Raw genomic sequence first — 14,740 nt, 5'->3', positions numbered from 1 at the left:
TTCTTCGCCGTCCAGTGGGATTATGACGCCAATATCTTTATGATCCTTCTCAACTCGGTACTTAGCATTTAAGATAATACCAACGAAGCGACGCATCTGTTGCGGGTTACGGCACCAAAAACTAAGTAGTTGTACAGCTTCTGGTTCTAAGAAAACCGGTAAGCCACTATCTTCGTCAGTTAAGAAATCATTAGCATGGTTCACCAAATCCTGGTTTTGCTTTTGAATTTCTGCTGGTGAGAAATTGGCTGTGGAAAAGTCCAACTTTTGAGTATCTATATTGTATCTATTAGTATCTAAATTATTAGTATAGTCTAGATCTTGTCTCTTTTTGAGAAGTCCGCTTGTACCAAGGGGTTCAGGCGATTTTAATGGCTCTCGCTTAATATAAACGTCTTTTGCTGTTACTTCCAAATCTGCCAAATATAATCTATTTGGTTCGTTTTTGGAGAGCGTAAAATATCTTGTGTAAATGCATAAAAGATTTCTGAATTGTATAGAAATAGGGAATGCCTTCCCTTATGATATTTAGTAACCACAGAAAATATCACAGGAGGCATTCCCCATGAATGAACTTACCACAGAAATTATCGCTGCACTAGCCCAAAAGCAAGATTTGGACGAAGTTTTTCGTCACCACCTCGAAATTGCGATTAACCAGCTGCTTCAAACCGAATTGGCAGAGTTTTTGGGTTACGAACGCTACTCATACGCTGGGATTAACACTGGTAATAACCGCAACGGCAGTTATGAGCGCTCGTTTGATACGAAGTACGGCCAACTTAACTTAACCATTCCTCGAGATCGCAATGGCCGGTTTGAAAATCACACCTTGCCAGCCTACGGTCGGCACAGTGATAATTTAGAAACAACGGTCATTCAGTTGTATACCAAGGGAATTACCACTGCTGAAATTGCCGAACTCATTGAGAAAATGTACGGTGCTCACTACTCCAAAGCCACGGTTTCCAACATGACTAAAGCCGTCAATGAACAGGTTCAAGCTTTCCAGCAACGTCGACTGGCTTCACAATATGCGGCCATCTTCTTAGATGCCACTTACTTGCCGTTAAAGCGGGATACCGTTCAAAAAGAAGCCGTTCATATTGCGATTGGCATTCGTCCAGATGGTACGAAAGAAGTGCTGAACTACCAAGTGGCGCCAACGGAATCGACTGGAATCTGGACTGAACTGCTGGGAACCTTGATCAAGCAGGGCGTTAAAGATGTGCTGTTGTTTGTGGCCGATGGGTTAGTTGGTTTGGATGAAGGCTTGAATCGGCATTTCCCTAAAGCCAAACGACAACGTTGCCTGGTTCATGTTGGGCGGAATCTGATGAACAAAGTTCGCGTAAAAGACCGCAAGGCCGTGATCAGTGACTTTAAACAAGTTCATCGGGCCGCCAACCGTGAAGCAGCCGAACTGAAACTGAATGAGTTCGCCAACAACTGGCATCAGACCTATCCCAAATTAATCAAAGATCTGCTTAAAATGCCGAATTTACTCACTTTCATGGACTTTCCACCAGCTATCCGGCAATCACTATACTCCACTAACCTGATTGAGAACTTTAATAAGCATCTCAAGCGCACCACCCACCACAAAGAACAATTTCCAACGGAAGATTCACTGGATCGCTTCCTGGTTTCTCAGTTTAATGTTTATAACGAGAAGTCTCTGAAGCGGATCCACCGAGGGTTCAAAGGACTCCAGGACACCTTGGAAGCATCATTTATTTAAGTTAGATACATATTATATGTACGAAGGCATTTCATTTACACAAGATTCTTGACGCTACCAATTCATTATCAGCATTCGTAATAAAATTAGTGCATCTATGGGATCTGCTCAACGTAAACACCGTGCTAACTGGATAAATTATATTGAAAAGCATGAAATCATTTACAGATTAGAAAAATCTATGACTGATATGGTGTTTGAAGGTTAATTATTATCATTCATGATGTGCACAATGATATATAAAAGAGGCCGCCTAGGCTATTTTTAGGTGGCCTCTTTTATGTTCGGATTAATTAGGGAATCTGCAATTTAGCTCTTTTATAAGATACCAACATCAATTGGACTTTTATAAAAAACTTAAATCAATTTAATTAGGAATTCTTCATACTTAGCAAGATCATGAGCCGTTATGTGTGCGTTGTTAACTAGTCTTTCTTTGTTAATGCAAAAATTCATGTGTGGGCTATTAAAAAATTTAAAGTGCACAACATCTGAATGCCTGCCTCTATACATATCAGATATATAGATAGTTGAACCATCAGGTAGCTTAGTTGACTGCTCGCTTAGTTTAAGATCGACTTTTACTGTGGTCATTATTATCACCTCCAAAAGTATTTTAACACGTTTTTTATGTGCGCCAAACAAATAAAGTCAATTTTGCCTAAATAATAACCATAGTGTTATTATTGCATGAAATCAGATTATTGTTTAACAGGCCGCTCTAGACCTTAACCCTGTATAATTCGGTTATTTTAACAATAATACCGCTAGTCCTCAGGATTAGCGGTATTATTATATTAATCAATAGGAGGTAATTTCATGAAAATTATTAACGTTGCTTTGCATGTAAAACCCGAAATGACGTCACAGTATGAAACGTTTGTAAACAAATTGGTTGTCTGTTCTTCAAAGGAAGCTGGTAATGAATTCTACGGTCACTTTAAATCATTGTTCAACGACAACGATTACGAAATAATCGAACATTGGAAGGATCAAGAAGCAGTCGAATCTCACAACGAAACTCCCCACTTTCAGAATTTCTTAGATCACATTAATGATTATTTGACGTCAGCTCCTGAAATCACGCGAATGGACTACTAATGATCGAAGTTATCTGTTACAGGAGGCACTCACAATGTTTTTACTGCTAACACTCATAGTTATATGGGCAGGATACAAGTTCTTCACACAGTGGATATGGTGGATCATAGGCATCATGCTACTGATCGACGTCTGGAAGATTGTTACGTCATGGCCCGCGTTGCTGATCATTGCTGGTACATGCTTCTACTTGCTGTATAAACGTCACAAGGAAAATATGCCACGCAAGAAAGTTAAACCTACATTGTCGGGGCCAATTAATATGCAAGGCAAAAAATACTAAGCAAAAAGCCACTGAAAATTATCTTTTCAATGGCCCTTTATTTAGTATTTATCTTATTTAACAGCTTCTTTAAATCTCTATAAGAACAATTAAAAAAATCAAAGTCGCCCTTTTTCTCAGTGATCGTATATGGCAATTTATTAGCAAGCTTATTTAAATCACCAGCAGATAAGCCAAGCTTTTTCGCCTTGATCGCAATTTTTTTCTGTAGTTTTACTCTAGGAAGTCCAAAAAGCAAGTCTGGAATTGAAAAAGATATAGCATCAATTATAAAACCAAACACGAATTCAATAAAATTTACCATCATATTGCCACCTAGCATACTGTTTAATTATCAACAGAATTTAAAAAAGCGCAATACCAATACCATTTGTTATTGTTCAGCGATCGACACAGTGTTACTATTAGTTTCGTTCCTACATTCCATTGGAATTTTCAGGTAAAAAAGCCAACTAAGAAGATACCCTCATAATAACTTCTTAGATGGCTTTTTTGTAGTTATCTTCCAATATCTTTGAAGCTGTCCTTGTGGTAAGAATAATTATGTTTAATTTTATTTTTAGTAAACACATTATAATGATCCATGTGGTGATAATTCTTTAAAACTCTGCGATTCGAAATCTTTTCTTTCGATAACCAAAACTCTCCAAACGTTTGATACTCATATTTATAATGACCATTTAGAATGTAACTAACCCCAGAGCCGTGAGTAACTTTCTTACTTAAGCTCTGGATAAAAATTTTATTTGCTCCACTTTTCTTAGTGCTATACGTCAACTTACTATTTACATACACATTATTTTTCGTAATTTTTATTGGCAAATTACAAGTTTAATCCGAACAAGCCCGGAATCTTTCAATGGCAGTCTGTTGATGATGTATTTTTAATGGTCGTTGATTAATTAGTTCAAGTGCTGCTAGGATCTCATCAGTCGTTACTTGGCTAAAATTGGTCTTTTTCGGGAAGAACCAGCGTAACCGTCTATTAAAATATTCATTGGAACCTCGCTCCCATGGTGAATATGGATGGCAAAAATAAACTTTGATCTGATAATCCTGTTCTAAGGCCTGATAATTGGCAAACTCTTTACCATGATCAACAGTAATGGATTTTACTTGGGGACCGAAGGCCCCCATAAACTTGCCAAAGGCGGTGTTTAGAGCCTTAGCCGTTCTATTAGGGGCTTTGATGGCCCATAGAAGTCGGGTCTTACGTTCTACGAATGTAACCAGACATGATCGTGACTCACTTCGACTAGAAAGCACCGTATCTACTTCCCAATGACCAAAAGCTAACCGTTGATTAACAGTTGTTGGCCGTTGTTCGATGGAAGTCCCACTTGTAAATTTCCCACGATTTTCGCTCACTCGGTGCTGGCGGACATTCCGATTGGGTAGATCAGTCAATTTGAAGGGGAGCCAGCCACGATTAAGCCAATTATAAATTGACGCAGTGCTCAAGTTATAAGCGGCCGCAATGGTTTCTGGTGACCAGGTTAATCGTAAGTGATTGGTAATTAAAGTCGCTAATGCTGCCGTCAGCATCGAACGACGGCCGCAATTCCGCCTTTTGCGATCTGCATCTTGCTGAGCTAATTCTGGATCATAAGGTTTAACCCGGTCCAACTCATAGCTAATCGTAGCTTTGGCGACGCCTAAGGCGTCAGCCATTACTTGGTAAGATTTATTCCCCTCATTGACCAGTTGTGCTAGTGCGCCACGTTGAAAACGTGATAAAGTAGATGTACCCAAAGTAATCACTCCCTATATTGGTTGGAATTAGCTACTACCATTGTAAGTGATTGCTTTGGGCTTTTTAATTTCTGTTCGGATTAATTATAGAATTTGCCTATTACAAAGAATTTATTTTTACCTCTATACTGATACCAGGTGCCTCGTATAGATTTAGGTGTAGATTGTGCTTTAGCTTGAGCTGTTACCCCTACAGTAGTTATAAATCCAAGTGGCACCAACAACATAACCATAATCTTCATTATTTTCGCCATATTTACTTCTCCATTCCGCAATAACCATGCACCAGAACACTAACCCTTAGCCTAAGTGAAAAATTCTCATTACCTAATTTAACACAACCGGAACGATGTATCCAATTACACACAAGATAATACCGGTTTTTTGAATGACCGTTAAGTCTTTAAAATCATGCCAGAACCCCACAACTAGACAAATAACCCCAATTAAAATTAAGAATGGAATTAAAACTGCAATCTACTGACTCAGTAGCAACATTCTTCTATGTTATGGCTTGGATCGGCATTGTACTAAACATAATCGCTCTAATTCAGTCACACAAACATGGAATTTCATTAGTTGGATCCGTTCTAGGAATTATTGGAAGCGCACTATTTGGATTTACAGCGGCAATGGCCTTTCCAGCAATAGTTGTTCTAATTGTCGCAGCAGTATTCATCATGTTACAGCACCCAAGTAAAAGCTACGAAGATAAAAACATTCATCCTCAAAATATGTAACCTATAAAAAAGGCCTCCAGTGTTAAACCGGGAGCCTTTTTAGTATTGCTAAACTTTTGATAGCTTCTCAACAGCTCGCCTAACTTCTTTGTTGCTGAGAATATCATTCAAATTCTTTTTAATTGTCTCCGTATCATTTAATGAGTTATATATGGCCGTCTTGAAATTAGCTTTCTGAACATCCTTATTACTACGTCCATTCTCAATATTGTTTGCTGGCATACGCATCATCATGAGATAACTCCCTTCCTTTTGAGTAGTATACTACACCTATTTCGTATTATTGAAAACAATTGGGATTGAAAAGTCGATGTTGCCATTTTCCAAAGCATTAGCCATATTTTCATAATTCAAAGAAACGTGCTTGTTGATAAAACGTTCGATATATTTAGCATTAATTTCCTGATTAGCAGCTTGCAAAGATAAGTCATACATATAATTACCATCAAATACATCAAACGAATAAAAATTAATGTTCAATAAATAAATGGCCGCTAACATTGCAGTACGCTTATTACCATTGTTAAAAAATTGACTAGTAGCTAGCTTATACCATAACCCCGCAGCTTTAGATGTAATCGTGGGATAAGGCTCATAATTTCCAAAACCACCATATATCGAATTGTTTGCACGATCCAACCCAGCTAAATCTTTAATTCCATATACGCTTTCTTCACGAAACATTTTTTCCGATTGCTCATTGATTGTACTATAAATTTTTTCAGTGAGTTTAGCTGGCTCCGAAATTTTAACATAGAAATGGCCGACTTTTTCCTTTTTATAGAAAATATCTAACGAATATGAATCCTCTGAACCCGAAATTTTCCTCATTTGTAAATATCTATCTGACTTATTAACGGCTGGTAAGTTATCCTTAGCGATCATTCTTTTAAACTGATTTATTTGCTTTTTTGAATTTCCCGGACAAAATAAGTTTCCATCGAACTTTTCCAACCTGATTTCCTCCCGCTTTCTACTAGACCAATTTCTACTTTACATAAGGCGGCTTATCCCAAGTAACCCACATTCACCGCGGTACTTCCACATTCCGTTATTTTTTGATTGTGAACTTGTCCAAAAAAGAAGTGGTATAGGTCGCAGATTGGCTTTAATTGGGGAAAATGAGTTTGTGAAATTCACTGAAATTACATCTAGGCCATTCCCTTGAATTCAACTGTCTCATTCTTTGTATTAACCAAAAATTTGCCAACACTTCCCCGATACTTCACGGATACTTTAAAGGAATACTTGTAATTTACTCGAGTGTATCGAATACTACTAATTCTTCCCTGATACCCTTGACTACGCAAAACTCTCTTCACTTGGTTCCTTTGTCGCTCAGTAATTCTTGCAGAACTCCGATAGATTGTCTTCTTAACGATCACATCTGGATTCAATGGAACAATGTAATCCTTACATTCCAACAATTCCACCAACTTTCTTTTTTTCTTTGGAATTTGACTTGACGGGTTACGGTTTTCCATTCAGTTTAGAGGGAGTGACGTTTTGAGCGCAGAATTGTTCCCTGGAATCAGCTATTTGGAATAACTGAACCAGAGTACAATTCTACTACTAAAAGTTTCCCCTTAGTTCGTCGGTCGTTAACGCCCGTCGCTTGTCTGTACAATTGCGGTATTGCTACCACCACTCATTATAAACCTACGTTTTCGGTTTAACCTACTAAAAAACGCCCTAGCAGGCGTTGGTAATACGTATTTATTTTTGTTCGATCACCAACTAATCAGTGGCACCAAGCCGAAGCTTCGTTTTACCACCCGCGCCGTTAATGGTCGCGCTCACCATTCACCACCCAGCCGTACAGATGACCTTGTTGTGGTATAGCCAGACTTATTGAAGTCGCACTGGCAAACGTGTCCCCTTGGATTTAGACCCCAGCTTGTCCCCTAGGGCTTTAAAAATCGCACCGGCCATGATATAATAGTCATTAAATGATGATGACTTTTATGTGGCGCTCACCGATTACCGTCGGTGGGTGTTTTTTTATGTTCTATTTTATGAATTAACCATACCACTATTCAGCTTGTTTATAAACAAAAATCACAAAAATAACAAAAGTAATTTGTAACAAGTTTCATGTAATTTGATACTTGTAATTTGTATCTTTATATTTACGTTGAATTGCTATGCTCGTTGCATTACAATGACTATGAACTAATAAGTTCAAGTCTGGAGGATCCTGTATGACCACATCGATCACGATAGGAAACTTTAAAGGTGGAGTTGGAAAAACAACAACTTGTGTAACCTTTTCTTATCTATTAAATAAAGCCCATAGAAAAACCTTATTAATTGATTTTGATCCACAAGGAAATGCTAGTGAAATTATAGAAAAAACATTTCCTGTATTCAAACAAAAAAATTCCAAAAGTTTAACTGATGGTATTAAGAATCTGGATTTATCTGAGTCCATTGCACACGTCACAGATTACCTTGATCTGATGCCTAGTGATTGGAGCTTATCTTTGCTTCCTGATATGCTTGAAGAGTATAAGAAAAGTGACCGACCACTATTTTTAAAGACTTTGCTAACAAAAATTAGAAATGATTATGATTATATTTTAATAGACGTTCCGCCAACGCTATCAGCATATACAAATAATGCCGTTTTAGCCTCAGATTACGTAATTATGGTTATGCAGACTCAAGAGCAATCTTACTCAAGTTCTTTAAAATTTGTAAGCTATCTTCAAGGGCTTAGAAAAGACTATGACAAATCATTTGATTTGCTTGGCATTATTGCCTATCTGGTTAAAAAAGACGGACCTGTCGATCATGAAGTGTTGAAAGCCGCTAATCAAGCCTTTGGAAAAGCCCTATTTCATGGGAACGTATTTCAAAGAGAACGTGTTAAACGTTTCGGAAAAAGTGGAATTAAAGATGAGGATATGTGGGACAAAAGGGCTTTATATATGTATCAAGTAGTGTTAGATGAAGCTCTATCACGAATTAACCTGTTGGAGGAGTAGAATATGCCGGAAAAGAAAAGTCTTTTAGATCAGATTGATGCAGAGAGTCAATTAAAAGATGGCGACTCTCCTTTTAAACGAAAAGAAAAAACAAAACCATTACGAGTTAGAGAATCATTTTACAATGATATTCGAAAAATTGCCTTCGAAGAAAATACAAAAATGGTTGAGATTTTAGATGACATAATAAAGCGTGGGCTTCGAAGCTATAAAAAGAGTCACCCAGATACAGATTACAAGTAACTTGTAACTTGTAACTTGTAACTTGTACCTTGTAATAAGTAACTTGCAATTTTAATTTAACCTGAACAAAATACGCTTACGACTCAAATGCAGGCTTTGGAATCCAGCGATGCTAACAAAGAAAAAAGTAAATAATTACGCGCTCTCAGACAACACGTTCACCTTTTAGATGTATACTTTGCCCGTTTAAATTAAGCGGAATGCGTTTATATGGTAGATTGCAAATTTAATCCGAATTTTTGGACAAATTTGTCAGCATAACCTGATACGGTGTTTGCCAGTCGAGTATTTTAAGCGGTCGCTGGTTAATTTGGAGTAACGTCGTCGTTAAATCTTGAGCACTAATGTGCTCAAAACGAGTCCCTTTAGGATAAAAATAACGTAAATTCCGATTAAAGCGTTCATTACTACCACGTTCAGCTGGAGTATAAGCATGGCAGTAATAGGTCTTAATACCATATTGTGATTCAAGTGATACTAGCCCACTAAACTCAGTGCCACGGTCCACAGTAAAGCTGTGCACCGGACCATTAAAAGTGGTTAGGAACTTAGTTAGTGCTTCATTAACAGTCGCTGTCGTCCGATCTTTTAACCGGTATGCCCAAAGGAACCGTGATTTGCGATCGATTAAAGTTAATAAAACTGCCTTACTATGCCCACGAGGACCAACGACTGTATCTAGTTCAAAATCGCCGATGCGATTACGTTGATTAATCATCATGGGACGCTGTTCAATTGATCGCCCCAAAGATTGATTATATTTGGATCGTTGGTCAACGTTACGCCGTTGGCGTACGCCATGTTCAGGTAGATCATTCAAGGAGAAACCAATTCTCCCCTGATTTAGCCAATTATAAATAGATTTAGTAGCTAGTTTAAATTCGTGAGCAATCATTCCTGGTGACCAGCTTAGACGTAAATGGTTGAGAATTTTTTGCTTTAACTCATCGCTCAGCTTAGTTTTCCGACCACATCGTGATCGCTTGTATTCGGCATCTGTTTGTGCTAATTCAGCCTGATAAGGTTGACATCGAGATAATTCATAAGAAATTGTTGACGGTGATCGGTTCAGCCGAACGCCCATTTGGATATTGGACAGCCCTAGTTCACAAAAGGTTTCGATTTTAATTCGTTCGGAATAGGTTATACTAGACAAAAGATCAGCTCCTAAAAGATGGGTTTGTGGTAAACACCATTTTAAAGGAAGCTGATCTTTTTTGTCCGAACAGCGTTCGGATTAATTTTACAATCTACCATAATAGTCTTGCATATTTAGATGTCCTTTCGGGGATAATCTGTGGGTATCGGGTGTGACCGATGCCTTTTTTATTTTCCATTATATCAAAAGGCGGTCTAGTGAGAATCCGAAGATTCTCACTAGACCGTCTTATTTGTGGAGACTTATGTCACAGCCTCTTTTTGATTTATTCGTGATCCTAAACAGCAAGTTATAAGTGGTCGTTACAATTTCTATTTTGTAAACTCAAGTTCACCAAGAGCACGTTGGGCTGCTAAGTTCAATAGGCTCCACTGTCGGTCAAAGCCTGGCTGGAAGAAAAAGTCAGCTTCGGCTAAATCTTCCAGTTTTAATCCTTGTTGGATGGCTAATGAAATAACATTACCTTGGGCAGTGATATCATAAGTTGACAATACAGCACCACCTAATAGTTGATGAGTGTTTGGATTGTAATCCAGCTCTACGTAGACCTCTGTATTTCCCTTCTCCATAGGGACATAAGCTGGACGTAAAGTGTCTTTGTAAAAAGATGTGTTAATCTTAATATCGGCCTTTTGGGCTGTGGTCATATTCAGACCTGATGTGGCAAAGTGATAGTCGAAAACACTTAATGCTGATGAGCCGACTACTCCTGAAAATGGCATAGACGGTGTGTTCTCAAAGATGTGTTCCACTACATAACGGGCTTCACGTCGGGCAACTGTGGCTAAAGCTATCGGCATGTTCCTCTGAGCAGGAATTGAATAGGCCAACACCGCATCACCTATGGCATAGACATCAGGCAGATTAGTTCTCAAATATTTGTCAGTTTTAATCCACCCGCGCTTATCTAGTTCAACCGTTCCCTTTAACCAATCAGTATTAGGTTTAACTCCAACAGCTTGAATGATCAAGTCACTAGGATATTCTGCATCGTTGGTCTTAACAGCAGAAACCGATTCAGTCCCTTCATAGCATTCAATCTTAGCGCCAGTGACAACTTGAACGCCTTTGCTAGTCAATTCTTTTGATAAAATATCTGTTAATTCGGTATCTAGGTAGTTGCCCAGAGGCCGATTAATCATGTCGATTAATGTAACATTCTTTCCAGCTTTGATGCTGGCTTCAGCAGCTTCAACACCAATGTAACCAGCACCAATAACAGTAATATTTTTAACATCTGGGTCAGATAATTTTGCTTTGATCTTTTCTGCCCAATCCTTGCCGCGCATTGAATAAACGTTTTTTAGCTCATGACCAGGAACGGGTAAATCGTTTGGAGTTACGCCTGAGCTTAAGATTAATTTATCGTAATCATAGCTCTGTATCTTACCGGATCTTAAATCTTTCACGGTAACTTGCTTATTTTCTGGATTTATTTTGGTCACTTCATGATTGGCATATACTTCTGTCCCAAATTTTTCGAGATCTGCAGGTTTAAAATTACGGACATCATTAATACTCGTTACACTGTTTTCTAAATATAATTCCATACCACAGGACATAAAAGAAATAAAATCTCCCGCTTCGAATAGTTTAATATCTAGGTTTGAGTATTTGTGAGTAAGTTCCAAAACCGACTGATGGCCGCCGTGCGAGGCACCAACAACAATAACTTTTGTCTTCGACATAAAAAATATAGCCTCCTAATAGATGGGTGACAAATAATAAGATGAATCTACTTACAAAAAAGGTCCAAATATAGTTTAGAATCATTCTAAAAATAAGTCAATCAAATTCAACTAAAAATACTCCTTTTAGGAACTAATGAAATTTGTTGAGAAAGAAATTTACTATTTTAACAATCTAGATCGCCCACCAACAAGAAACGGTTCTGGTGCAAAGCTTTAGTAGCACCCATAATTTGGTAGAATGAAAGAAATTTCTTGAGAGTTGATGACATGAATTGGGTTTAAAGGTCGTCATTTTAATCGAGATATCATCACATTAGCCGTTGGCTATTATTTTAGATTTAATTTAAGCTATCGTGATATCGTTGAAATTATGGCTGATCGGGGTGTTTCGGTAAACCATACAACGATCATGCGCTGAGTTCACCACTATGGCGCAACGCTCAGAGCAATTAAACCTGTGGCTAAAGACGGTTTGATGGACCTAAAGGCCCATCAATGTTCCAAATAGCGCAACAATTTAATTGAACAAGATCATCGATTTATCAAAAGACATCGTCAGTCAGCAGGATTTCAAAACATACGCACGGCAGCAAGTACCCTGGCTGGAGTTGAAGTTATTCACGCAATGAGGAAAGAAAACCGAAGAAACGGAAGTCTCCTTGGTTTTTCAGTGATCAATGAATTAAAACAAATGCTGGCAGCGTAAACTGCCTATAGCCCAGAACGATCAATTCATGTGAGCCCATTTATAATTTTGCACCAGAACCATAAGAAGAAAGTAATAGAAATATTTCGAGATATTTTTAAGATTGCGTCAATGTCCAGATGGTATCATCATGAAAATCGGGTACAGAGATCCAAACGTAGAAAAGAGGAATGTAAGTCACAACTTAGTTATGCCGACTTGAAAACGCTACGGAAATCCTGCTTTTGGATATTTCTGGTATCCACTTTTCTCAACTGGGGATTCATTGGTGCTGTATGTGCCATTGACTGGATTGGGTTATGGATTGTTGCAATCCTGTACTAGTTGGTGGTAGTATATAAGTGCGTGGAGAGGTATCTCTGTGTACGTGCATGTGTGTTGATTGATTGAAGGAGTCCCTATCCCCCATGGGTAAGGGCTTTTTTATTACTTTCATCTGTGATATCATATTGTTTGCATGAGGATGCTCTTTCATTTACGTTTTGTGAGTACTTGCTGTCAGTCTGGTAGGGGGCTTTTCTTGTTCTGAAGAAGTGTTATACTCTGAGTGTCCCAGAGTTAATCTACCTCTTGCTTAGATTTTATTCCAGAAAATCTTTGCCTTAAAAAAGCTCGCTAGTTCCTTTCTAGAGTGCTTTTTTATTACGTAAAAAAGTGTTAATATTTAAGTGCATGAAAATGCCCTTTCATGTATGATTCGTTGGCCCTTACTCTTGGTCTTGTAGGGGCTTTTCTTATGCCTTAATCCGTGTTATTATATTGCTTGTACCAATCACCTCAGATACTACCTTCATCAATTTGTGCAGAGTTAAAAATGCCCTTTAGTGAAGTGCTTCATAATTGTTAGACAAAGAAGTCTAACGATTGTGAGGTACTTTTTTCATGGTTAAATATAGTTCTGTTTTAAAAGCTCAAATTATAAATGAACATCTCAGCGACGGTACTTCCGGAGCGGAACTAGCAAGAAATCATCAATTACCCAAGCGACAAGTTAATCGATGGCTTCAACAATATCATCTGAACGGCATTGAAACACTTAAGCGGTACAAAACTCGGCGTAAGTTCTCGGCAGAATTTAAATGGTATGTGATAAACTACTACCAAACTCATGATGAGTCTTTAGCCGAGGTTGCCGGAAAATACAACGTTTTAGCCTGTCAGATTAGTGTTTGGCGAAAAACGCTTATTCGAGACGGCTATTCTAGCTTAGAGCCTCATCCCAAAGGTAGGTCAACCAAAACGAAACGTTCTAAAAAACAGATTCGTCAATTAGAAAAACAGAGTGAAATCGAGCGTTTACGAAGCGAGATCGCTCAAAAGAATCAGGAATTCTATGACACAAAGTTGGAGAATGACATCCTAAAAAATCAATGACCCTGTTCGGACCTTCAAAGGGCATCAAAAAAAAGAAATAGTTGATCAGATCAGGGCGGATCAAGTCAAGTTACCCAAGAAACAACGTTATAGAATTGGCGATATACTTAGTGCCATTGGGCTTAAGAAGGCCACGCATCATGATGAACGTAAAAGGATCAAAAATCATAATGATAAATATGCTGAAAATGGTAAGTATCGTGGTCGGTTAACCTACGGTTACCGGTGGGTTCAAGATGAACTAATTAAGCTTGATGTTCATATCGCAGATGCGGTTGTACGCCGACTAATAGATGAATTGGGCGTACAAGTGAGTCTTTATAACCGGAACAAGAACAGTAGTAAATATTCCTCTTATAAGGGTACCGTCGGTAAGATCGCCGAAAATCTCTTGGAACAAGACTTTAAACAGGCTAAGCCTTATATAGTACTCCATACAGATATTACGCAAATTCGCTTAGCGAACCACGATGGGCTTATATCTCAGCTATTACCGACGAGGCCAGCAAGGAAATTTTAGCATTTCAAATCAGTAATAGTCCCAATTGCATTCTAATAACCAAGACCGTTGATGAATTAATCAATAAGTTACCAAGTAATGTTCAACCCATCACTCATTCCGATCAAGGATGGCATTACCAACTAGATTCCTATACAAAAAAATTATCTGAACATGAATTTATCCAAAGTATGTCCCGCAAGGGAAATTGTCATGATAATGCCCCGATTGAAAGCTTTTTTCACCTTTATAAGACCGAATGTTTGGCTGGATTCCCACCGTGTAAAGGCTTAGCCGAATTAAAAGCAGTTTCTTTAGAATATGTTAATTGGTTCAATTACCGACGAATCTCATCAAAAACAAAGGGTATGTCCCCGTGTGAATATCGAGAACATACCTTAGCGGCATAATAATATTTACTTTTGTCTAACTTTTGTGTTGCACTTCATGCACTTTAAAATGAC

The 14,740-nt window shown here is 38.1% G+C and carries 13 protein-coding genes and 3 pseudogenes; 8 read left to right on the top strand and 8 right to left on the bottom strand.

Features of this window, described 5'->3' with window-relative positions; genetic code table 11:
- Positions 1-447 (bottom strand): annotated as a pseudogene (locus AB3Y94_RS12835) (RepA); the annotation flags it as partial.
- 118 nt (positions 448-565) lie between these two features.
- Here AB3Y94_RS12835 and AB3Y94_RS12830 point away from each other — a divergent pair.
- The gene (locus AB3Y94_RS12830; protein ID WP_003561746.1) at positions 566-1,741 is read left to right on the top strand and encodes an IS256-like element IS1310 family transposase; all 1,176 of its coding nucleotides are present in this window, start codon (positions 566-568) and stop codon (positions 1,739-1,741) included.
- 819 nt (positions 1,742-2,560) lie between these two features.
- A complete protein-coding gene (locus AB3Y94_RS12825; protein WP_060463346.1) occupies positions 2,561-2,842 on the top strand; it encodes a putative quinol monooxygenase in 282 nt (93 codons plus the stop codon).
- Positions 2,843-3,162: 320 nt separating this feature from the next.
- Here AB3Y94_RS12825 and AB3Y94_RS12820 read toward each other — a convergent pair whose 3' ends face one another.
- From AB3Y94_RS12820 to AB3Y94_RS12810, 3 genes are all read right to left on the bottom strand, one after another.
- Positions 3,163-3,429, bottom strand: coding sequence for a hypothetical protein (locus AB3Y94_RS12820; RefSeq protein ID WP_024855818.1), 267 nt, complete (start codon positions 3,427-3,429; stop codon positions 3,163-3,165).
- A gap of 527 nt (positions 3,430-3,956) precedes the next feature.
- Positions 3,957-4,877: an IS30-like element ISLsa1 family transposase gene (locus AB3Y94_RS12815; protein ID WP_011373852.1), complete on the bottom strand. Its 921-nt coding sequence runs from the start codon at positions 4,875-4,877 to the stop codon at positions 3,957-3,959.
- A gap of 80 nt (positions 4,878-4,957) precedes the next feature.
- Complete coding sequence (locus tag AB3Y94_RS12810) at positions 4,958-5,131, bottom strand: hypothetical protein (RefSeq protein ID WP_367296553.1); 174 nt, start codon at positions 5,129-5,131, stop codon at positions 4,958-4,960.
- A 243-nt stretch (positions 5,132-5,374) separates the two neighbouring features.
- Between AB3Y94_RS12810 and AB3Y94_RS12805 the strand changes: the two are divergent.
- Positions 5,375-5,617 (top strand): annotated as a pseudogene (locus tag AB3Y94_RS12805) (transporter); the annotation flags it as partial.
- A 48-nt stretch (positions 5,618-5,665) separates the two neighbouring features.
- Here AB3Y94_RS12805 and AB3Y94_RS12800 read toward each other — a convergent pair.
- Together AB3Y94_RS12800 and AB3Y94_RS12795 are read right to left on the bottom strand one after the other, a co-directional pair.
- Entirely contained in the window at positions 5,666-5,851 is a 186-nt protein-coding gene (locus AB3Y94_RS12800; RefSeq protein ID WP_042253819.1) for a hypothetical protein, read from the bottom strand.
- A gap of 36 nt (positions 5,852-5,887) precedes the next feature.
- A complete protein-coding gene (locus AB3Y94_RS12795; protein WP_052415599.1) occupies positions 5,888-6,571 on the bottom strand; it encodes a type II toxin-antitoxin system death-on-curing family toxin in 684 nt (227 codons plus the stop codon).
- Positions 6,572-7,818: 1,247 nt separating this feature from the next.
- Here AB3Y94_RS12795 and AB3Y94_RS12790 point away from each other — a divergent pair.
- Positions 7,819-8,604, top strand: coding sequence for a ParA family protein (locus AB3Y94_RS12790; protein WP_042253662.1), 786 nt, complete (start codon positions 7,819-7,821; stop codon positions 8,602-8,604).
- A 3-nt stretch (positions 8,605-8,607) separates the two neighbouring features.
- Complete coding sequence (locus AB3Y94_RS12785; RefSeq protein WP_011669001.1) at positions 8,608-8,847, top strand: hypothetical protein; 240 nt, start codon at positions 8,608-8,610, stop codon at positions 8,845-8,847.
- Between the two features lie 226 nt (positions 8,848-9,073).
- Here the strand turns inward: AB3Y94_RS12785 and AB3Y94_RS12780 are convergent, their stop codons facing one another.
- The gene (locus AB3Y94_RS12780) at positions 9,074-10,003 is read right to left on the bottom strand and encodes an IS30-like element ISLpl1 family transposase (RefSeq protein WP_003561810.1); all 930 of its coding nucleotides are present in this window, start codon (positions 10,001-10,003) and stop codon (positions 9,074-9,076) included.
- 314 nt (positions 10,004-10,317) lie between these two features.
- Positions 10,318-11,694 (bottom strand): FAD-dependent oxidoreductase, encoded by a 1,377-nt coding sequence (locus AB3Y94_RS12775; protein WP_024855732.1) that lies wholly within the window; start codon positions 11,692-11,694, stop codon positions 10,318-10,320.
- 274 nt (positions 11,695-11,968) lie between these two features.
- On the opposite strand from AB3Y94_RS12775, the pseudogene AB3Y94_RS12770 reads away from it, so the two are divergent.
- From AB3Y94_RS12770 to AB3Y94_RS12760, 3 genes and pseudogenes are all read left to right on the top strand, one after another.
- Positions 11,969-12,403, top strand: a pseudogene (locus tag AB3Y94_RS12770) (DDE-type integrase/transposase/recombinase).
- Positions 12,404-13,285: 882 nt separating this feature from the next.
- A complete protein-coding gene (locus tag AB3Y94_RS12765) occupies positions 13,286-13,777 on the top strand; it encodes a helix-turn-helix domain-containing protein (RefSeq protein ID WP_141639496.1) in 492 nt (163 codons plus the stop codon).
- Positions 13,778-14,257: 480 nt separating this feature from the next.
- Positions 14,258-14,686, top strand: coding sequence for an IS3 family transposase (locus AB3Y94_RS12760; protein ID WP_225350461.1), 429 nt, complete (start codon positions 14,258-14,260; stop codon positions 14,684-14,686).
- Positions 14,687-14,740: the final 54 nt, after the last annotated feature.

This window comes from Levilactobacillus yonginensis (genome assembly GCF_964065165.1).
GTDB lineage: Bacteria > Bacillota > Bacilli > Lactobacillales > Lactobacillaceae > Levilactobacillus > Levilactobacillus yonginensis_A.
The sequence above is the reverse complement of the archived record's forward strand: the minus strand, read 5'-3'. Positions and strand labels throughout refer to the sequence as shown.